Here is a 19,612-nt window from a genome sequence, read left to right as displayed (position 1 = left end):
GGCCGAAAAAGGCCACGACTGCGCGGGAACAACATGCGGACTCACGACCTGGCTTTCCTCAAGCGTTTCTCGATGGTGATCGCTTTCCTGGTGTTGTTGGCGCTGGGCCTGATCCTGTTCGCCCGCCACCTCAACGGCAAGGTCGAGTACCCCGAAAGCGCGGTGGCCAAGCAGAGCCTGCAGGACCGCATCGCTCCGGTGGGCGCGGTTTATGCCGGCGCCACGGGCGCCGCGGCGCAGGCTGCCGCCGCCGCGGCGGCTTCCGCTGCACAGACCGCCAACGTGCCGTTCGATGGCCGCACCGATGGCGCGGAGATCTTCAACAACGGCCCCTGCGCCGGCTGCCACACCGCCGGCGTCGGCGGCGCCCCGAAGCTTGACGCCGCCGGCATCGGCGCGCGCGCGGCTGAGCAGGGCGTGGAGATGCTGATCAAGAAGGCCACCGAAGGCTTCACCGGCACCGCCGGGGTGATGCCGGCCAAGGGCGGCAACCCGGCCCTGACCGACGACCAGATGAAGGCCGTGGTCGAGTGGATGGTGTCGCAGAGCAAGTAAGCCGCGCACCGCACGCCAGCCGGACGCCGCCTGCGGGCGGCGTTCGCGTTTGTGGCGGGCCGGCCGGCGGTTTCACGCTGGCTGCGGCATCATGGCAGGCATGAACGAGACGACAGCCAAGCCCGCCGGCGCCGATGCGGCGCTGGTCATCGACGGCCCCGCGGGCCGGATCGAGGCAGCGTACGACGCGGCCGAGGCCACGCCGCAGCCGGTGCTGGCCATCGTCTGCCATCCGCTGCCCACCGAGGGCGGCACCATGCACAACAAGGTGGTGACGATGGCTGCGCGCGCACTGCGCGAATCCGGCATCGCCACCCTCCGTTTCAATTTCCGCGGCGTGGGTGGCTCCGAAGGCAAGTTCGACAACGGCGATGGCGAACTGGACGACCTGCGCGCGGTCGCCGCGTGGGCGCGCGCGCGCCATCCGGACAAGGCGCTGTGGCTGGCCGGCTTCAGCTTCGGTGCCTGGGTGTCGCTTCGCGGCGCGGTGGAGCTTGGCGCGGCCGCGCTGATCAGCATCGCCCCGCCGGTGGGCCGCAGCTGGGAGTTTACGGACATCGCCCTGCCGACCATGCCGTGGCTGGTGATCCAGGGCGATGCCGACGAGATCGTCGATGCCACCGCCGTGAGTGACTGGGTGACCTCGCTGCCTTCGCCGCCCGAGCTGGTGGAGATGCCCGACACCAGCCACTTCTTCCATCGAAAGCTGATGGACCTGCGCGGCGCGGTGAAAAACGGCATCCGCGGCTGGCTGCCGCAGCCTCCCGCGGCATGAGCGAGGCGTCGCTTCCTTCGCAGCGCTATGCCGAGGGCGTGGCGCGCGGCGACTGGCTTGCCGATCCGGCCCAGCAGGCGGCGCTGCGCGCGCTCGACCGCGTCCATGCCGAACTGCTGCAGCCGGCACCCGCGCGCGGCCTGCTGCAGCGGCTGCTTGGCGGCCCGGCGGAGGCGCCGCCGGTACACGGGCTGTACCTGTGGGGCGGGGTCGGCCGCGGCAAGACCTTCCTGATCGACCTGTTCTACGCCAGCCTGCCGATCCGCGAGAAGCGCCGCACCCATTTCCACCGCTTCATGCGCGAGGTGCACGAGCGCCTGCGCGCGCATGCCGGCGAACGCGATCCGCTGGCGGCGATCGCGCGCGAATGGCGCCGCAACCTGCGCGTGCTGGTGCTCGATGAATTCTTCGTCTCCGACATCGGCGACGCGATGCTGCTGGCACGGCTGCTGGAGCGCCTGTTCGCCGAAGGCGTGGTGCTGGTGACCACCTCCAACGCCGCGCCCGCCGCGCTGTACAAGGACGGCCTGCAGCGCGCGCGCTTCCTGCCCGCGATCGCCCTGCTGCAGGGCCACTGCGAAGTAGTGGAGCTGGTCAGCGACACCGACTACCGGCTGCGCGCGCTGACCCAGTCGCCGGTGTACCGCGCCCCGCTGGACGCCGACGGCGATGCCTGGCTGCAGCGGCGCTGGCACGAGCTGGGCGGCGACGATGGCCACCGCGATGCCGGCATCGTCATCGATGGCCGCCGCATCCCGGTGCGCGCGCGCAGCAAGGGGCTGTGCTGGTTCGACTTCGCCGCGCTGTGCGAGGGCCCGCGCGGCAACGCCGATTACATCGAGATCGCACGCGAATTCCATACCGTGCTGGTGGGCGGCATTCCGCATTTCGATGGGCTGCGCGACGACGCCGCGCGTCGCTTCGTGCACCTTGTGGATGAGCTGTACGACCGCCACGTCAACCTGGTATGCACCGCCGCCGCCCCGCCGATGGCGCTGTATTCGGGCGAACGCCTGGCCGCCGCGTTCGAACGCACCGCTTCGCGGCTGATCGAAATGCAGTCCGCCGACTACCTTGCCCACGAGCACCGCTGCGAATGAACGCCAACACCACCGCCAATTCGCCGCTCGGCCGCGAGACCGCCTACCCCGCGCAGTACGAACCCGGCCTGCTGTACCCGATCCCGCGCGCGCCGGCGCGCGCGCAGCTGGGCATCGCCGCGGATGCGCTGCCGTTCATCGGCATCGATCGCTGGCAGGCATTCGAACTCTCGTGGCTGGACCCGCGCGGCAAGCCGCAGGTGGCCACCGCCACCCTGCAGGTGCCGGCGGATTCGCCCAACCTGGTGGAATCCAAATCGCTCAAGCTCTACCTGAACTCCTTCAACGCCAGCCGCTTCGACGATGCCGAAGCGGTACGCGCGCGCATCGAGGTGGACCTGTCGCAGGCTGCCGGCGCGCCGGTGACGATGGCGTTCGGCCTGCCCGCACAAGCGACGGCGGCGGATGCCGACGACATCGATGGCCTCGACATCGCCATCGACAGCTACGGCCCCCCGGACGCCTCGCTGCTGCAGGCCGATGCCGGGGAGATCGTCGAAGAAAGACTGCACAGCGCGCTGCTGAAGTCCAACTGCCCGGTCACCGGCCAGCCCGACTGGGCCGACGTCACCATCGCCTACCGCGGCCCGCGCCTCGACCGCGCCGGCCTGTTGCGCTACCTGGTCAGCTTCCGTGACCACGCCGGCTTCCACGAACAGTGCGTGGAGCAGATCTTCGTCGACCTGCTGGCGCGCTGTGCGCCGCAGCAGCTGTCGGTGGAGGCCCGCTACACCCGCCGCGGCGGCCTCGACATCAATCCCTGGCGCGCCACGCCCGGCATCGCCGCGCCCGCGGCCGCCCGCACCGAACGGCAATAGGGCTGCCTGAACGCGCCGCGATGTTTTCTTAACAGGTCGCGTGCAAGCGTTGCCCTTGTCCGAATACCGGGCAAGGAGTTCCCATGAGCAACGACAAGAAACCCGACTTCTCCGACGTGCAAAGCGCCGTGCAGAGTACGGAGCAGGTCAAGCCCGACTTCTCCGATGTCCAGTCGAAGGTAACGTCGACCGAAACCATCGCCGGCGCCGCCGCCGGTGAGCAGACCTACACCGTGGAGAGGGGCGACAACCTCTCGAAGATCGCCAAGCACTTCTACGGCAAGCAGGACTGGAAGCGCATCTTCGACGCCAACCGCGACCAGCTCTCGGACCCGGACCGCATCCAGCCCGGCCAGGTGCTGAAGATCCCCGCGCGGGAAGACTGAGTACAGCCCCCTTTCGACGAACGACGAGGAAATCCGATATGAACAAGCGCAATCGCCTGCACATGAGCGTGCTCGCCGTCCTGCTGGGCAGCGTGGCACTGGTCGGCTGCAAGAAGAAGGAAGAACCGGCGCCGCCGCCGGTGGCCAGCGAACCCGCACCGATGGCGGAACCGCCCGCACCGATGCCGGCCACTGCTTCGGTCACCAGCGTCGACCTCGGCAACGCGGTGGGCGCCGACATGCGCGTCACCGCGCCGATGACCACCTTCAGCCCGAAGGACACCATCCACGCCGCGGTCGCCACCGCCACGTCCGACCCGATGGCCTCGGTGCCGGCCAAGCTGGGCGCGAAGTGGACCCACGTGGACAGCAACCAGACCGTCAACGAAGAGAGCAAGGACGTCACCTTCACCGGCGACGGCGTCACCGACTTCCAGATCAGCAAGCCCAGCGGCTGGCCGACCGGCAAGTACAAGGTGGAGATCTCGCTGGACGGCAACGTGGTGCAGACCCGCGAGTTCGAGGTGCGCTGAGCGCGCGCAATCCGCTTCGATGCCTGGAGGGCGCGGCTTCGGCCGCGCCCTTTTCCGTGGCCGGGCATGCCGGCATGCGCGCGGGTTTTGCCCGCCGGGGCGGCAAGGCGCGACAATGACGGCTTCCTCCGCGAACCCGAGCCGCCATGTCCAAGATCCTCTACACCCTGACCGACGAAGCGCCGTTCCTCGCCACCGCGTCGTTCCTGCCGATCGTGCAGGCGTATGCGAAGACCGCGGGCGTGGACGTGGAGACGCGCGACATCTCGCTGGCGGCGCGGATCCTGGCGCAGTTCCCGGAGCTGCTGGGCGAGCGCGCGGTGGCGGACGACCTGCGCGAGCTGGGCGAGCTGGCCAAGACGCCGGAAGCCAACATCATCAAGCTGCCCAACATCAGCGCCTCGATCCCGCAGCTGAAGGCCGCGATCAAGGAGTTGCAGGACCGCGGCTACCCGCTGCCGGACTACCCGGACTCGCCGCAGGGCGAAAGCGAGAAGGATGTCAAGGCGCGCTACGACCGGGTCAAGGGCAGCGCGGTGAACCCGGTGCTGCGCGAGGGCAATTCCGACCGCCGCGCGCCGAAGGCGGTGAAGGCCTATGCCAAGAAGCATCCGCACCGGATGGGCAAGTGGGAGGCCTCCTCGAAGTCGCACGTGGCGCACATGGCGGCCGGCGATTTCTACGGCAGCGAGCAGAGCTACACCATGGTCAACGCCGGCCCGGTGCGGATCGAATACACCAGCGTGACCGGCAGCAGCTTCCCGCTGCGCGGCCCGGTCATGCTGCAGGCCGGCGAGATGATCGACGCGGCGGTGATGAGCGCCGGCGCGCTGGCCGATTTCATCGATGCGCAGATCGCCGATGCCAAGGCCAAGGACGTGCTGTTCTCGCTGCACCTGAAGGCGACCATGATGAAGGTCAGCGACCCGATCATGTTCGGCATCGCGGTGTCGCGCTTCTACGCGCCGGTACTGGAAAAGCATCCGCGCACGCTGGCCGAAATCGGTTTTGACCCCAACAACGGCATCGGCGACCTGTACGCCAAGCTGGGCCAGCTGGCCGAATCCGAGCGCAGTGCGATCGAAGCCGAGATCAAGGCGCTGTACGCGCAGCGCCCGGGCCTGGCGATGGTCAATTCCGACAAGGGCATCACCAACCTGCACGTGCCGTCCGACGTGATCGTGGACGCCTCGATGCCGGCGATGATCCGCGACAGCGGCCGCATGTGGAACGCCAAGGGCGAGCTGCAGGACACCAAGGCGGTGATCCCGGACCGCAACTACGCCGGCATCTACCAGGTGGTGATCGACGACTGCAGGGAACACGGCGCGTTCGACCCGGCGACCATGGGCAGCGTGCCCAACGTCGGGCTGATGGCGCAGGCGGCCGAGGAATACGGCAGCCACGACAAGACCTTCAAGATCGCCGGCGATGGCGTGGTGCGGGTGATCGACGAGCACGGCACCGTGCTGCTGCAGCACCCGGTCAAGGCCGGCGACATCTGGCGCATGTGCCAGACCAAGGACGCGCCGATCCGCGACTGGGTGAAGCTGGCGGTCAGCCGCGCGCGCCTGTCGAACACCCCGGTGGTGTTCTGGCTGGACCCGCAGCGCGACCACGACCGCGGCCTGATCGCCAAGGTCGCCGCCTATCTCAACGACCACGACACCGCCGGCCTGGACATCCGCATCCTCTCGCCGGTGGAGGCGATGAAGTACTCGCTCAAGCGCATCCGCGAAGGCCTGGACACCATCAGCGCCACCGGCAACGTGCTCCGCGACTACCTGACCGACCTGTTCCCGATCATGGAGCTGGGCACCAGCGCGAAGATGCTGTCGATCGTGCCGCTGATGAACGGCGGCGGCCTGTTCGAGACCGGCGCCGGCGGCAGCGCGCCCAAGCACGTGCAGCAGTTCGTGGAGGAGGACTACCTGCGCTGGGATTCGCTGGGCGAGTTCCTGGCGCTGGCCGCCTCGTTCGAGCACCTGGCCAACACCACCGGCAATGCGCGTGCGCAGGTGCTGGCGGACGCGCTGGACGCCGCCAACGCGAAGTTCCTCGACAACGACCGCTCGCCGGGCCGGAAGCTGGGCACGATTGACAACCGCGGCAGCCATTTCTACGTGGCGCTGTACTGGGCGCAGGCGCTGGCCGAGCAGAGTGCGGACGCGGAGCTGGCGGCGAAGTTCGCGGCGGTCGCCCAGGCGCTGGCGGACAACGAAGCGAAGATCGTCGAGGAACTCATCGCCGTACAGGGCAAGCCGGTGGACATCGGCGGCTACTACCAGCCGGACATGGGCAAGCTGTCGGCGGCGATGCGGCCGTCGGCCACGCTGAACGCGGCACTGGCGATGCTGTAACGCCCGCCAGGCGGCATACACGCGAAGCCCGGCCGCGCGCCGGGCTTCGCGTTTGCGGCAAGCCGGTTTACCCTGCAGGCCCGTCGTACCCGGAGCCGCCGCATGACCCGCCTGTCGATCCCCGCGCTTGCCCTGCTGCTGGCCGCCTGCGCCGGCACGCCCACGTCTTCGAGCGAGGAGCGGGCGGTCATGCCGGCGACGGACGCCGCGCTGCTGGCCGCAGTGGCCGATCCCGGCCGCGACGCCGCCCAGCGCGCCCGCGACCGCTACCGCCACCCGGCCGAAACGCTGGCGTTCTTCGGCCTCACGCCCACCGACACCGTCATCGAGATCAGCCCGGGCAGCGGCTGGTACAGCGCGATCCTGGCACCGTACCTGCGCGATGCGGGCCGCTACGTCGCCGCCAGCGCGACGCCCGCGCCGGGCCGCAGCAACGCGCTGCGCGCGGTGTTCGCGGCGGATCCGGCGCGCTACGGCCGCGCCACCCTGGTCGAGTACGACAGCAAGGCGCCGTCGCTGGGCGCGCCGGCCAGCGCCGATGCGGTACTGACCTTCCGCAACGTGCACAACTGGGTGGCCGCAGGCAGCGCCGACGCCTACTTCCAGGCCTTCTTCGCCGCGCTCAAGCCGGGTGGCACGCTGGGCGTGGTGGACCATCGCGCCAGGCCGGGCACCGACCTCGACACGATGAAGAAGTCCGGCTACCTGACCGAGGCGCTGGTGGTCGATCTGGCCACCCGCGCGGGCTTCGTGCTGGAGGCGCGCAGCGAGGTGAACGCCAATCCGGCCGACAGCGCCGACCATCCCAACGGCGTGTGGACGCTGCCGCCCACCAACCGCCACGACGAGGCAGACAAGGCGAAGTACGCCGCCATCGGCGAAAGCGACCGCATGACCCTGCGCTTCCGCAAGCCCTGATCCGTTGGCCCGCGCCATGCAACAGCCCACCGGCGTGAGGCGATGGCATTCGCAAGTACGCGCCGGGTGCTGCGCGTCCCGGCGGCGGACGCCTGCGCATCCCGGGACAGGTTGATCGTCCACGCGTCGATGCTGATCGCCTTCAACAAGCCCTATGGCGTGCTCTGCCAATTCACCGACCGCAGCCAGCCGCTGCGCCCGACGCTGGCAGGATTCGGCCTGCCGGCGGGGGTGTATCCGGCGGGGCGGCTGGATTTCGATTCAGAAGGCCTGCTGCTGCTCACCGACGACGGTCGCCTGGCCCACCGTCTGACCGATCCCGCCCACAAGCAGCCGAAGACCTACTGGGTACAGGTGGAAGGCACGCCCGACGATGCGCAGCTGCAGCAGCTGCGCGAGGGCGTGACGCTCAGCGACGGCCCCACCCGTCCGGCGCAGGCACGGCGGCTGGACGCGCCGGCGCTGTGGCCGCGCGATCCGCCGGTGCGGTTCCGCAAGACCGTACCTGATGCCTGGCTGGAGCTGGTGATCCATGAAGGCCGCAACCGCCAGGTGCGGCGGATGACCGCCGCGGTCGGGCTACCCACGCTGCGGCTGGTGCGGGTGGCGGTGGGGCCGCACCGGCTCGATGGCCTGCAACCCGGCCAATGGCGGCATGCCGGAGGCCCCTGAGTCCCTTCCCGGGTGCTGATGCGCGTCATTTCGCGTTTGCTACCTTTGGCCGCGTTGCCCGGCCCGGTAACCTCACGATGCCGAACCTGATCGCACACACCGGTCGAATCCTCCTGATCACCGCCCCGGCGGACGCGGAGATTCCGCTGATCACCCAGCTGCGCCGGCACGGCCACACCCTGCTGGTAGCCACCAGTGGCGCGCAGGCACTGGAACTCGCAGCCAGCGAGGCGCCGGACCTGATCCTGCTGAACCTGCCGATTCCGGGGACGGGCGGGGCCGACCTGCTGGCGGCCCTGCACGCGCAGCCGCAGCTGCGGCAGATTCCGGCCATCGTGGTGACGTCCACGCCCGACCAGCAGCGCCTGCTGCGCGCCTTCGCCGCCGGCGCGATGGACTACATCGACGGCAGCTGCCCGCCCGAGGAGCTGCTGGCGCGAACGCAGGTGCACCTGCGCCTGAAGCTGACCCGCGATCGGCTGGCACAGGTGGCCCGGGAACGCCAGCAACTGGTCGATCTGGTGGCGCACGATCTCAAGAATCCGCTGGCCAGCGTGCTGTTCGCCTGCGAGATGCTGGCGCTGCCGGACGCCGCGCCGGAGCGCGTGCCGCGCTACCTGCGGATCATCGAGGACAGCGCGCGCGAGGCGCTGGGCCACATCCGCAGCTACCTGGAAGGCCAGTCACGGCCAGCCGACGGCGAGGCACCGCCCGCCGATGCCTGCGCATATCTGGACGACACTCTGCGGTGGCTGGCCGCGCGCTATGAGGCGCAGCTGGAGGCGAACGGCATGCAGCTGGACGTGGAGGCGCCCGCCGACGCCTGCGTGGCCGTGGGCGCGGACGTACTGCGCCAGATCTGCGAAAACCTGGTAAGCAACGCGCTGAAATACGCCCGCGACGGTGGCGAATTGCGCCTGTACGCCGTGCCGGGTGCGGATGGCGCGTGGCGGTTGGTGGTGGAAGACCGCGGCCCCGGCATCCCTGAGGACTTCCGGCAGCGCCTATTCAAACCGTTCCAGCGCGTTAACGGCGACGATCCGGCGGCACCGGCTTCCAGTGGACTGGGGCTGGCGCTGGCCCGGCAGACCGTCGCCAACGCCGGCGGCCGGCTCTGGTACGAGGACCGCGAGGGCGGCGGCGCGCGCTTCCTGCTCGAGCTGCCGCGCGCCGACTGCAATGAACGCTGCGCCCGGCCTCAGACGCCGTAGTCGTCGCGCTCGTATTCGCCGCGGCGCAACGCCCGCACCTGTTTGGCATCCCCTTCGATCACTTCCTTGCGCTTGGAGCGCTGCCGGGCCGCCAGCCACAGCAGGCCGGCGCCGACCACCGCGGCCCCGACCAGCACCGGGTTGCGGCGCACGAACTTGCCCGCCACCTTGGTGCCGACCCGCAGCGCACCCAGCGCCGCGCCGGTTTCGACCCACTGCACGGCCTTGTCCGGCAGCTTCCTGCGCAGGCCTTCGCCCACGTCGGCCAACAGTTCCAGGGTCCGATCCTGGGTGCGTTCCAACTTGCCCATGTGCTGCTCCTCGGCTTCTATCGTCACGCCGGCAGTATGGCGCTTCCGCGTGAGGGGTGCGTTACGTGCCGCGTGGTTTCGCCCGGTGGGTGGCCACCGCGTTCCACGGGTCGTCAGGCCACGGATGGCGTGGGTAGCGGCCCTTCATTTCCTTCCTGACCTCGGCATAGGTGCTTGCCCAGAAGTTATGCAGGTCGGCGGTCACCTGCAATGGCTTGCCGCCGGGCGAGAGCAGGTGCAGCAGCAGGGACACCCGGCCGTCGGCGATGCGCGGGGTCTGCGCCAGCCCGAACAGCTCCTGCAGCTTCACCGCCAGCACCGGCGGCGCCGGCTCGCCGTGGTCGTCCAGCCGGTATTCGATGCCGCGCTCCAGCCCCGACGGCACCGCGATCCGGGTCGGCGCCAGCTGGTCGATGCGCTGGCGCAGGTTCCAGTCGATGCCGGACTTCAGCGCTTCGGCCAGCTCGGCGCTGTCCAGCGCATCCAGCCGGGTCTTGCCGGCGAACCCGGGCTGCAGCCAGCGCTCCAGCGTACCCAGCAGCGCGGCGTCGGATAGGTCCGGCAGGCCCAGTTCCGGCATCCAGCTGCGCAGGCAGGCCACGCGGATGCGCCATTGCGACAGGCCATCGCTCCATGGCAACACCGTCAGGCCCAGCTCGCGAACGGCCGCCGTCAGCGCACGCGCGGCCTGCGCCGGATCGACCCGGCCGGCGGATTTCACCGCCAGCACGATGCCGTCGAAGCGCTCGACCCGTTCGCTGCGCAGCGCGCGCTTCTCCGCATCCCAACGCACTTCGTCGGCGTCGGAAAAATGCGTCGCGAACTCCGCGCGCAGCAGCGCCTCGTCCACCGGCGCGGCGCGCAGCAGCAGCGCGTCCTTGGCCTCGAAGCGCAGTTCGCTGGCCACCAGCCACGGCTCGCCATACAGCGCGGAATCATCGAACAACCGCGCCATCCGCCCGTTCGCCAGCTGGTAGCGGCGCGGGTCCTGCGGATGCTGCTTCGCGATGCGATCGGGAAAGGCATGCGCGAGCAGGTCGCCCAGCGCATGCGCCGGCACCGCGGCCGGCGGCGATGCATCGCAGCGCAGGCGACGACGCCACTGTTTCGCTGCGGCGTCGATGGCGGCCAGCGCGGAACGGTTGGCGTCGGCAGGCACGCGCCCATTGCGGAACGCGGCCAATGCCTGCCAGCGCTCAGCCAGTGCATCGGAGCGGCTGCGCAGCGGATCGCGCGCCTCCACCAGCGCCGCCAGATCGCAGGCCAGAGCGATTCGTGCGGGGGCATCGGTTGCCAGCAGCATCGCGGCAAGTCGCGGATGCGTGCCCAGCGCCAGCATGCGCCTGCCGCGCGCGGTGAGCTTGCCGTCGCGCAATGCATCCAGCCGCTGCAACAGGTCCCTGCCTGCGGCCAGCGCGCCCGAGGGCGGCGGATCGACGAAGCGCAGTTCGCTGCTGCCCCAGGCCGCCAGCTCCAGCGCCAGCGCGGCCAGCTCCACCTGCGCGATCTCCGGCTTGCGCTGCGGCTCCAGCCGCTGCGACTGCGGCCACAGCCGATAGGCGAAGCCGTCCGCCACGCGGCCGGCGCGGCCGGCGCGCTGGTCGGCGCTGGCCTGCGAGATCGTCACGCTGTCCAGCCGCGAGAAGCCGCTGTTTGGATCGAAACGCGGCTCGCGCGCCAACCCGCTGTCGATCACCACCCGCACGCCGGGCAGCGTGACCGACGATTCCGCGACATTGGTGGCCAGCACCACGCGTCGACGGCCATCGGGCGCGGGTTGCAGCACGCGTGATTGCTGTTCGACGGGCAGGTCGCCGTGCAGCGGCAACACGTCGGCGGCAACGCCGGCATTGGCCAGCAGCGCCTCCATCCTGGCGATCTCGCGCCGCCCCGGCAGGAACACCAGCACGTCGCCCCGATGCGCGGCCAGCGCGTGTTCGATGGCGCGCCGCGCCTGCTGTTCCAGCGCCTCGTCGCGGCGCGCCGGGAAATGCGCGATCTCGACCGGAAAGCTGCGCCCCGCACTCGACAGCCGCGGCGCATCGAGGAACGACGCCAGCCGCTCGCCGTCCAGCGTCGCCGACATCACCACGATCCGCAGGTCCTCGCGCAACCCTGCCTGCACGTCCAGCGCCAGCGCCAGCCCGAGGTCGCCGGCCAGGTGGCGCTCGTGGAACTCGTCGAACAGGATGGCGCCCACGCCCTCCAGCAGCGGGTCGTCCTGCAGCATGCGGGTGAGGATGCCCTCGGTGACGACCTCGATGCGGGTGTTCGGCCCGACCCTGTTTTCGAAGCGGATGCGATAACCCACGGTCTCGCCGACCGCTTCCCCCAGCTGCTGGGCCATGAAGCCGGCGGCCGCGCGCGCAGCGACCCGGCGCGGCTCCAGCATCACGATCCTGCGGCCCGCAAGCCACGGCGCGGCCAGCAGCGCCAGCGGCACCTGCGTGGTCTTGCCCGCACCCGGCGGCGCTTCCAGCACCAGCCGCGGCTGCGCGTCCAGTGACGCGAGGATGTCGGGCAGCAGCGCGGTGATGGGGAATTGCATGCGGCCATTGTAGGAGCGCACGGAACGGGCGCGAACGCGTTCGCCAGATCACGCAACGAGCATCGCGCCCTTGCAGTGCGCTCCTACAATGGGCAGATGAATCTCATCGACATCGGCCTCAACCTCACCCACGACAGCTTCGACCGCGACCGCGACGCGGTGTGGCAGCGCGCCCGCGATGCCGGCGTGCGCCAGGCCATCCTCACCGGCGCCTCGCGCGAGCATTCGCCGAAGGCGCTGGAACTGGCGCTGACCCGCCCCGGCGAGTGGTTCGCCACCGCCGGCGTGCATCCGCACCACGCGACCGAATACACCGCCGAGTGCGATGCCGAGATGCGCGCCCTGCACGCGCATCCGGAAGTGGTGGCGGTGGGCGAATGCGGGCTGGACTACTTCCGCGACTTCTCGCCGCGGCCGGCGCAGCGCAGCGCCTTCGAGAAGCAGCTGCAGATCGCGGTGGATCTTGCCGTCGACGGCGTCGGCAAGCCGCTGTTCCTGCACCAGCGCGACGCCCACGCCGACTTCATGGCGATGATGAAGAACTTCGACGGCCGGATCGGCCCGGCGGTGGTGCACTGCTTCACCGGCACCCGCGAGGAACTGTTCGACTACCTCGACAACGACTGGTACATCGGCATCACCGGCTGGCTCTGCGACGAGCGCCGCGGCGCGCACCTGCGCGAACTGGTCAAGAGCATCCCCGCCCACCGGCTGATGGTGGAAACCGACGCACCCTACCTGCTGCCGCGCACGCTCAGGCCGATGCCGAAGGACCGCCGCAACGAGCCGGCGTTCCTGCCGCACATCGTCCAAGAGCTGGCGCGCGACCGTGGCGAGGACGTGGCCGCCACCGCCGCCAGCAGCAGCGCGGCCGCGACCGCGTTCTTCCGGCTGCCGGCGTAACGGCCGCAACGAAAACGCCCGGCGGGTGCCGGGCGTCGTCGGGGTTCGCGCATGGCAGGCGCTTATTTCGCCTCGGCTTCCATCTTTTTGGCCCAGACTTCCAGGTCCTTGGCCGCCTGCTCCATCTTCTTGACCTCGGCCGGGTCGGCCATCTTGCGCAGGCCCGCGCACTCCTGCTCGAACTTGCCCGGGTTCTGCGCCTGGGCGGCCTTGCCCTGCGCCTTGGCGGCCAGGTAGATCGCCTCGATCTCGCCAGCGGAGGGTGCGCCCGATTCGGCCGCCATCTTGGCCAGCGCGGCCTGCGACTCGATCGCATTGCTGAGGCCGCACAGCTCCACTGCCGCGGTCATCGCGACGCCCAGGCTGATCGCATCGTTCTTGCTGATCGTGGGCGGCGTGGCGCTCGCCGGGGCATCGGCCGCATCGCCGACAGCCGCATCCACCGCTGCCGCGGCCCCATCCGTCGCGGCCGCGTCCGCCGCAGGCTGCTTGCAGCCCGCCAGCAGTAGCAACGCCACGCCGATTGCCAATCCGCTCTTGTTCATACGCATCTGCCGCTCCATGGTTTGCGAAAGCGGTGATTCTAGCGGCAGCCGTGATGTGTATCGCCCCCGCAATAACGAAGATGCCCGGCCAAAGCCGGGCATCTTCGTCACGCAGCACGCGCTTACTGTTTTGCCGGGGCTTCCGGCAGCGGGCCTTCGGCCACCATCAGGCCGCCGCGGCTGTTGCTGGAATGGAACACGATCCAGATGGCCTTGTCGGCGCGACGGATCAGATAGGTATCGGCGTCGTTGCCGTACCAGTAGGCATCGCGGATACGGTCGAACTCGCCGCGGAAATCATCCAGCGCGCTTTCGTTCGCCTTGAAGGTGGCTTCATCCAGGCTGCGCTCGGCCAGGCGCACGCCACCCAGCCCTTCGATCGCCTGCTGGACGTTCTTGCGGACCTCGAACTTGGAGTAGGTCTTGCCGTCGACATTGTCGATCGCGTCGCTGAACACCTTGCCTTCCAGCCACAGCAGCTGGCCGCCGGTCCACAGCGGCACGCGCGCCAGGTCCTTGGTCCGCGAGGGCAGGTCTTCGGTGTAATAGAACTGGTAGCCGGCCGGCAGCGAAACGTAAGGCCACGCGGGCAGCGGTTTGTCGCTGACCGGGACCGTGTTGATGTCGAAGATGGAAACGGCCGGGGTGGCCGCCTCGGCGACGGGCGTGGCTTCGGCGGCAGCGGGTTGCGCGGGTGCGGTGGCAGCCTCGGTGGCGGCGGCTCCGGCACCTGCGGTTGCGGCGGCGGCATCGTCCTGCTTCTTGCAGGCCACCAGGGACAGGCCCACGGCCAACGCCAGGACGGCAGTCTTCATCGACATCGAATGGCTCCAGTGTGTGGAAAGAGCCGCAGAGTGTAATGAGGAAAGCGTGACCCGATCCACGTTTCCGCTCAGCTGCGCAGTCCCACGCCCCGCTTCAGCAGCCATAGACCCAGCGCCGACAGCACCGCCACGAAGCCCAGCATCAGCGCGTAGGCGATCCACAGCGGCACGTCGGAGCTGCCCAGCAGGCCGTAGCGGAAGGCGTTGACCATGTAGAAGATCGGGTTGACGTGGGTGGCCGCCTGCGCCCAGCCGGGCAGCAGGCTGATTGAATAGAACACGCCGCCGAGGTAGGTCAGCGGGGTCAGGATGAAGGTCGGCACGATGGCGATGTCGTCGAACTTCTTCGCGTACACCGCGTTGACGAAGCCGGCCAGCGAGAAGATCGTGGCGCCCAGCAGCACCGAGCTGATCGTGACCAGCGGATGCGGCACGTGCACGCGGGTGAACAGCATGGCGATGCACAGCACGATCGCGCCGACCATCAGCCCGCGCAGCACCGCGCCGGCCACGTAGCCGGCCAGGATCACCCAGTGCGGCATCGGGCTGACCAGCAGCTCCTCGACGTGGCGGCCGAACTTGGCGCCGAAGAACGAGCTGCTGATGTTGCCGTAGCTGTTCTGGATCACGCTCATCATCACCAGGCCGGGCACGATGAACTCCATGTAGTCCAGCCCGCCCATCTTGCCCACGCGCGAACCGATCAGCCCGCCGAAGATCAGGAAGTACAGGGTCATGGTGATCGCCGGCGGGATCAGCGTCTGCGTCCAGATCCGCAGGATGCGCATCACCTCGCGCCGGGTGATGGTGCCCAGGGCGACCAGGTTCTGGTTGCTCATGCCGCCGCTCCTTCGCGCGCGGTCATCCGCACGAACAGTTCTTCCAGCCGGTTGCTCTTGGTGCGCATCGAGCGCACCCGGATGCCGGCGGCGTCGAAGGCGGCGAACACCCGGTTGAGGTCCATCGCCCGCGGCATGTCCAGCTCCAGCGTGTGCGGATCGGTGGCCACCAGGATCGCGCCTTCGATCGCCGGCAGCGCCGCCGGCAGGGCGTCCTCGACGTCGAACAGGAAGCCTTCCACATCGAGTTTGGCCAGCAGCGACTTCATCGGCCCGCTTTCGACGATGGTGCCGTGGTCGATGATGGCGAGGTTGCGGCACAGGCTCTCCGCTTCCTCCAGGTAATGCGTGGTCAGGATGATGGTGGTGCCGGCCGCGTTGATCTCCTTCAGCGTCTTCCACATGCCGCGGCGGATCTCGATGTCCACGCCGGCGGTGGGCTCGTCGAGGATCAGCAGCCTGGGCGCGGTCATCATCGCGCGGGCGATCATCAGCCGGCGCTTCATGCCACCGGACAGGGTGCGGCTCATCTTGTCCGCCTTGTCCCACAGCTGGGCGTCCTTCAGCACCTGCTCGGCCCGTTCCAGCGCCTGCGCGCGCGGCACGCCGTAGAACCCCGCGTAGTTCACGCAGATGTCCAGCGGCTTCTCGAACATGTTGAAGTTGAATTCCTGCGGCACCAGCCCGATCAGGCGCATCGCGGCGCTGCGGTCGGCGTCGATGTCCACCCCGAACACCTGCACCGACCCGGCGGTCTTGTTGACCAACGAGCTGACGATGCCGATCAGGGTGCTCTTGCCGGCGCCGTTGGGCCCCAGCAGGGCGTGGAAATCGCCGGGGGCGACGTCCAGGCTGACGCCTTTCAGCGCCTGCACGCCGTTGTCGTAGGTCTTGCGCAGGTCGCGCACACACAGTGCGGGCGCAGCCGGATCAAGCGCGGGATCAGGACTCATGGATGGCCTCGTGCGCGGAGCGCCGCGCGGGAAGCCGGTAGTATAGGCAGCCCCGTGGCTCCACTCCCGCCACGCACTGTTGCATCGCCGTGGCCATCGCCCATTTCCCGCTCAAGCTCGTCGCCCGCCGCATGATCGCGCCCACCGTGGCGCACCTGTCGTTCGAACGCGACGACGGCCACCCGCTGCCCTGCATCCCCGGCCAGTTCATCCAGATCCATTTCGAGTACGCCGACGGCAGCGCGGCGCGCCGCAGCTATTCCATCGCGGTGGGCCGGGCGCTGGACGCACCGGCCGACGGGCGGGTGGACATCGCGGTCAGCTACGTGCCCGGCGGCGCCGCCACCGCGCTGTTCGAAGCGCTGGACATCGGCGCCACGCTCAATGCCAGCGGCCCGTTCGGGCGCTTCTGCCTGTATCCCAACGACGCCAACCGCCGCTACCTGCTGATCGGCACCGGCACCGGCATCACCCCGTACCGGGCGATGCTGCCGCAGCTGGCGCAGCAGATGGACCAGCGCGGCGTCGAGGTGGTGCTGCTGCAGGGTGCGCGCACGCCGGAGGAACTGCTGTACGGCGACGAGTTCCGCGCCTTCGCCGAGGCCCATCCGGGCTTCCGCTACATGCCCTGCCTGTCGCGCGAACTGCCGGCGGAAGGCTCCACCCATGCGCATGCCGACGTGCGCCACGGCTATGTGCAGAACGTGCTGCCCGAACTCTCGCCGGACCCGGCCACCGACATCGCCTACCTGTGCGGCAACCCGGACATGGTGGATGCCAACTTCGAGGCGCTGAAGGAAATCGGCCTGCCGGTGCCGATGATCCGGCGCGAGAAGTACGTCAGCAACAAGTAGCCCGGGCAGGATCGCCGCCATTCGGCCTGCCGGCGGGACAGTGACCGCACCAGTTGCGCCAGCCAGCGCTGGCGGCGGCGTGCTGCTCACACCGGACGCCAGCCCATGAGGCACGATAGCCGTACCGCGCCCTCCCATCCGCGTCCCCGATGACCCTCCATCTGCCCACCATCGCCGTCATCGGCCTGTTGCTGTACTTCAGCATCGCGATCGGGTTCTCGCTGGTCACCGTCATGCTGCGCGACCAGCTGGTGCCCCGCCTGTGGGCGGCCAGTCTGTGGGCCGCGGCGCTGAACACCGCCATGTTCGGCCTGCCTCTGCCGATTCCGGAGATTGTCTCGATTCTGGTCCGCAACGGACTCGGCATGCTCAGCTCCGTGCTGATGGTGGCGGGCGTGTCGCTGCATGTCGGGCGCTGCCCGCCCTGGCGCACGGCAATCGCGCTGGGTGCCGCCTACATGCTGGGGATCGCCTGGTTCAGCATGGTGACGCCTGATCTGGGCACCCGGCTGCTGCTTTACGGTGTGGTGCTCACCACCTACAAGGGCTGGGAAGCCTGGTTGCTGCTTCGGCATGCGCCGCCCGGGTTGCGCGTCAGCTGCCGGTTGGCGGCGACCGTGTTCCTGGTCGACGCCGCGCTGTTCCTGGCGCGCGGCCTGCTGCCAACCGCGCCCGATGCCGGCAACGAGGTGATGCGCGCGGGCCTGCCGATCTACATCGGTTACATCGGCGGCCTGTTCGTCATCCTGGCGCAGAGCTTTGCGCTGATCATCCTGCTGGTGCAGCGTCAGCTGGTGGAGCTGCGCCGGCTGGCGCGCACCGATGAGCTCACCGGCGCCCTCAACCGCGCCGCGCTGCTTGACGACGGCCAGCAACAGCTGGCGCTGTGCCAACGCCAGCAGCGCCCCTTCTCGGCGCTGTTGATGGACCTGGATCACTTCAAGCGCGTCAACGACACCCTCGGCCACCAGGCCGGCGACGACGCGCTGCGCCATGCCTTCCAGACGCTGCGCGATGCGCTGCGCAACTACGACGTGCTCTTCGGCCGCTACGGCGGCGAGGAGTTCGTGCTGTGCCTGCCGGGCGTGGCGCAGGCACCCGCGGCCGCGCTGGCCGAGCGGCTGCGGGCCACGCTGGCTTCCCGGCCGCTGGCGCACGCGAAAGGGGAGATCATCCTGACCGTCAGCATCGGCGTGGCCGAGGCAACGGCGGATTCAAGCCTCGACCAGCTGCTGGGCCGCGCGGACGCGGCGCTGTACCGGGCCAAGGCCGGCGGCCGCAACCGCGTGGACTGCGCCTGACCCGGCGGGGGGTTGTCGAGGGCGCCGCGCTGCCACCGGTCTTGTCCATACGCCTCTGATGCTTGGGCCGTATCGACATCGAACAATCAGGGCGGGACAGAAACCCCTTTCAGGTCGTGCCGGTGTTGGCTGCTGCACCGATCAGTTGGCGGCTTATCGGGTGAACGCTTCGAGCGGGATCGATGCTGCCGGAAGATCCGGTGTCACCACCTTGACCGGTACGGAGCCGCCCTTCGCCGCGAGATAGACATCGATGGGCAGATGGATGTCCGGCATCAACGCGCAGGCAGCGGCGTGCTTCTCACAGGAGCTATTGAAGCCAAGCAGATTGGCCTGCATCCAACGCTTCAGTAGCGGATATGCCGCGATCAGGCTGGCTTGGTCGCGGGCAATTCCGACCACCCGCGGCTCCAGGCGTAGTTGGCTGATTTTCCTTTCGTATTCCTCCACCGACGGGTAGGCGTCCGATGCACCTGCCGTTAGGGAAAGGACGTCGTCCACGACAGCGACAAGCTCCAGTCCTCCGTCCTCGGCAGTGATGAGAACCGTTTGGAGATTCGCTTCCCTGTGCTTGAAGCCCCAGGTAACGGTTCTTCCATCCTCCAGGGTCAGCACTCTTCCTGCCGCTTCCAACCCTGCGAAAACACGGTCTACCAGCAATGCGTCTGGCAGATTGCGGAGCTGTAGGGATGCGCAGGTGGTGTCTTTCCCGAGCAGCTTGGCGACCGCCATTTCATCCGGTGCCTCGTCGGGCCGAAGCGCCCTCACCGGGGCGTTTTCAGGGCGCGGGAATGCTTGGGATGCCGGTACGCCTGACGCGGGGGACAACGCTATGTCCAGCCTTGTTCCGGACTTCGCGCCACAGCTCGCACCAGACAGCATTGCAGCCAGCAACAGCAGGGGATGACTGGTTTTCATCACCTTCGTGTTCCCTCACAGATGTGGTGCGCAGGGTACCAGCGGGGCGCCAAGGTCTGCCTGAAATGCCCGAGATCCGACTGACGTCGCCGCCCGGTATTTCCACCCTTGATGGTTGTCCTGCGTCCTGCGTCCGACACAGTCATTACTGCGGCTTCTCCACCCACGTCGCCAGCCTGTCCCAAGCACTCCCTTCTACGTAGTCGCAGGCGCCTGGCCACGCCCCTTCGCACCCCTCCGGCGGATCACATCCTGTCAAGCACGCTTGACAAGCGTTCCGAGACGCCG

20 protein-coding genes are annotated in these 19,612 nt (G+C 69.1%); 13 read left to right on the top strand and 7 right to left on the bottom strand.

Annotation, left to right across the window (positions count from 1 at the left end; all coding sequences use genetic code 11):
* The first annotated feature begins 33 nt into the window (after positions 1-33).
* The 10 genes from ICG51_RS07385 to ICG51_RS07340 all read left to right on the top strand — a co-directional run bounded on the left by ICG51_RS07385 (position 34) and on the right by ICG51_RS07340 (position 9,328).
* Entirely contained in the window at positions 34-555 is a 522-nt protein-coding gene (locus ICG51_RS07385) for a c-type cytochrome (RefSeq protein WP_190279769.1), read from the top strand.
* A 100-nt stretch (positions 556-655) separates the two neighbouring features.
* Positions 656-1,330: an alpha/beta fold hydrolase gene (locus tag ICG51_RS07380; protein WP_190279768.1), complete on the top strand. Its 675-nt coding sequence runs from the start codon at positions 656-658 to the stop codon at positions 1,328-1,330.
* Positions 1,327-2,430: a cell division protein ZapE gene (gene zapE / locus ICG51_RS07375; protein WP_190279767.1), complete on the top strand. Its 1,104-nt coding sequence runs from the start codon at positions 1,327-1,329 to the stop codon at positions 2,428-2,430. The genes ICG51_RS07380 and zapE overlap by 4 nt, the downstream gene beginning before the upstream one ends.
* A complete protein-coding gene (queF, locus tag ICG51_RS07370; protein WP_190279766.1) occupies positions 2,427-3,248 on the top strand; it encodes an NADPH-dependent 7-cyano-7-deazaguanine reductase QueF in 822 nt (273 codons plus the stop codon). The genes zapE and queF overlap by 4 nt, the downstream gene beginning before the upstream one ends.
* Positions 3,249-3,331: 83 nt before the next feature.
* The gene (locus tag ICG51_RS07365) at positions 3,332-3,634 is read left to right on the top strand and encodes a LysM peptidoglycan-binding domain-containing protein (RefSeq protein ID WP_190279765.1); all 303 of its coding nucleotides are present in this window, start codon (positions 3,332-3,334) and stop codon (positions 3,632-3,634) included.
* A gap of 38 nt (positions 3,635-3,672) precedes the next feature.
* Positions 3,673-4,167: a hypothetical protein gene (locus ICG51_RS07360; RefSeq protein WP_223809391.1), complete on the top strand. Its 495-nt coding sequence runs from the start codon at positions 3,673-3,675 to the stop codon at positions 4,165-4,167.
* A 146-nt stretch (positions 4,168-4,313) separates the two neighbouring features.
* The gene (locus ICG51_RS07355; RefSeq protein ID WP_190279764.1) at positions 4,314-6,527 is read left to right on the top strand and encodes an NADP-dependent isocitrate dehydrogenase; all 2,214 of its coding nucleotides are present in this window, start codon (positions 4,314-4,316) and stop codon (positions 6,525-6,527) included.
* Positions 6,528-6,629: 102 nt separating this feature from the next.
* A complete protein-coding gene (locus tag ICG51_RS07350; RefSeq protein WP_190279763.1) occupies positions 6,630-7,445 on the top strand; it encodes a class I SAM-dependent methyltransferase in 816 nt (271 codons plus the stop codon).
* A gap of 129 nt (positions 7,446-7,574) precedes the next feature.
* Positions 7,575-8,117: a pseudouridine synthase gene (locus tag ICG51_RS07345; protein ID WP_190282401.1), complete on the top strand. Its 543-nt coding sequence runs from the start codon at positions 7,575-7,577 to the stop codon at positions 8,115-8,117.
* 77 nt (positions 8,118-8,194) lie between these two features.
* Positions 8,195-9,328, top strand: coding sequence for a hybrid sensor histidine kinase/response regulator (locus ICG51_RS07340; RefSeq protein WP_190279762.1), 1,134 nt, complete (start codon positions 8,195-8,197; stop codon positions 9,326-9,328).
* Here ICG51_RS07340 and ICG51_RS07335 read toward each other — a convergent pair.
* Positions 9,316-9,639, bottom strand: a complete 324-nt coding sequence (locus ICG51_RS07335) for a hypothetical protein (protein ID WP_190279761.1) — start codon at positions 9,637-9,639, stop codon at positions 9,316-9,318. The two genes, ICG51_RS07340 and ICG51_RS07335, sit on opposite strands and share 13 nt — an antisense overlap.
* A gap of 61 nt (positions 9,640-9,700) precedes the next feature.
* On the bottom strand, positions 9,701-12,187 hold the full coding sequence (hrpB, locus tag ICG51_RS07330; protein WP_190279760.1) for an ATP-dependent helicase HrpB: 2,487 nt from the start codon (positions 12,185-12,187) through the stop codon (positions 9,701-9,703).
* A 96-nt stretch (positions 12,188-12,283) separates the two neighbouring features.
* On the opposite strand from hrpB, the gene ICG51_RS07325 reads away from it, so the two are divergent.
* Complete coding sequence (locus ICG51_RS07325; protein ID WP_190279759.1) at positions 12,284-13,090, top strand: TatD family hydrolase; 807 nt, start codon at positions 12,284-12,286, stop codon at positions 13,088-13,090.
* A gap of 62 nt (positions 13,091-13,152) precedes the next feature.
* On the opposite strand, the gene ICG51_RS07320 is transcribed toward ICG51_RS07325, so the two are convergent.
* The 4 genes from ICG51_RS07320 to ICG51_RS07305 form a co-directional block, all read right to left on the bottom strand.
* Positions 13,153-13,641, bottom strand: a complete 489-nt coding sequence (locus ICG51_RS07320) for a hypothetical protein (protein WP_190279758.1) — start codon at positions 13,639-13,641, stop codon at positions 13,153-13,155.
* A gap of 116 nt (positions 13,642-13,757) precedes the next feature.
* Positions 13,758-14,450, bottom strand: coding sequence for a hypothetical protein (locus ICG51_RS07315; RefSeq protein ID WP_190279757.1), 693 nt, complete (start codon positions 14,448-14,450; stop codon positions 13,758-13,760).
* 77 nt (positions 14,451-14,527) lie between these two features.
* Positions 14,528-15,298 (bottom strand): ABC transporter permease, encoded by a 771-nt coding sequence (locus ICG51_RS07310; protein WP_190279756.1) that lies wholly within the window; start codon positions 15,296-15,298, stop codon positions 14,528-14,530.
* Positions 15,295-16,251 (bottom strand): ABC transporter ATP-binding protein, encoded by a 957-nt coding sequence (locus tag ICG51_RS07305; protein ID WP_190279755.1) that lies wholly within the window; start codon positions 16,249-16,251, stop codon positions 15,295-15,297. The genes ICG51_RS07310 and ICG51_RS07305 overlap by 4 nt, the downstream gene beginning before the upstream one ends.
* 83 nt (positions 16,252-16,334) lie before the next feature.
* Between ICG51_RS07305 and ICG51_RS07300 the strand changes: the two genes are divergently transcribed.
* Both ICG51_RS07300 and ICG51_RS07295 read left to right on the top strand, forming a co-directional pair.
* Entirely contained in the window at positions 16,335-17,105 is a 771-nt protein-coding gene (locus ICG51_RS07300) for a ferredoxin--NADP reductase (RefSeq protein WP_255428751.1), read from the top strand.
* 149 nt (positions 17,106-17,254) lie between these two features.
* Positions 17,255-18,406 (top strand): GGDEF domain-containing protein, encoded by a 1,152-nt coding sequence (locus tag ICG51_RS07295; RefSeq protein WP_223809389.1) that lies wholly within the window; start codon positions 17,255-17,257, stop codon positions 18,404-18,406.
* A 153-nt stretch (positions 18,407-18,559) separates the two neighbouring features.
* Here ICG51_RS07295 and ICG51_RS07290 read toward each other — a convergent pair whose 3' ends face one another.
* Positions 18,560-19,324, bottom strand: coding sequence for a hypothetical protein (locus ICG51_RS07290; protein WP_190279754.1), 765 nt, complete (start codon positions 19,322-19,324; stop codon positions 18,560-18,562).
* Positions 19,325-19,612 lie beyond the last annotated feature (288 nt).

The sequence above is a fragment of the Thermomonas sp. XSG genome (genome assembly GCF_014678725.1).
Classification (GTDB): domain Bacteria; phylum Pseudomonadota; class Gammaproteobacteria; order Xanthomonadales; family Xanthomonadaceae; genus Thermomonas.
The sequence above is the reverse complement of the archived record's forward strand: the minus strand, read 5'-3'. Positions and strand labels throughout refer to the sequence as shown.